We start from the raw sequence: 221 nt of genomic DNA on the forward strand, positions 1-221 counted from the left end.
ATTTCCCGTTTTGATTGAACCGTTGGAAATGCTCTATCTGTTTGTTTTTACAGATGTCTTTATCCCGACACCGGTTCCCGCTTTCGGGAGACATGCTCTAGGTGTTTGGTCCCAGCATGTGATGGTGCGGTTTGACGATAAAGGCTTCTGGCTTTGATTTCCAGAGTTCCTGAATTGCTTCATAGGGTGTTTTGAACTTCAAGGCTTTGAGTTGTTTGGCA

At 44.8% G+C, this 221-nt stretch carries 1 pseudogene; it reads right to left on the reverse strand.

What is annotated here, in order from left to right:
* Positions 1–97 precede the first annotated feature (97 nt).
* Positions 98–221 (reverse strand): annotated as a pseudogene (locus F9K91_RS25815) (IS481 family transposase); the annotation flags it as partial.

The sequence above is a fragment of the Brucella tritici genome (assembly GCF_008932295.1).
Classification (GTDB): Bacteria; Pseudomonadota; Alphaproteobacteria; order Rhizobiales; family Rhizobiaceae; genus Brucella; species Brucella tritici.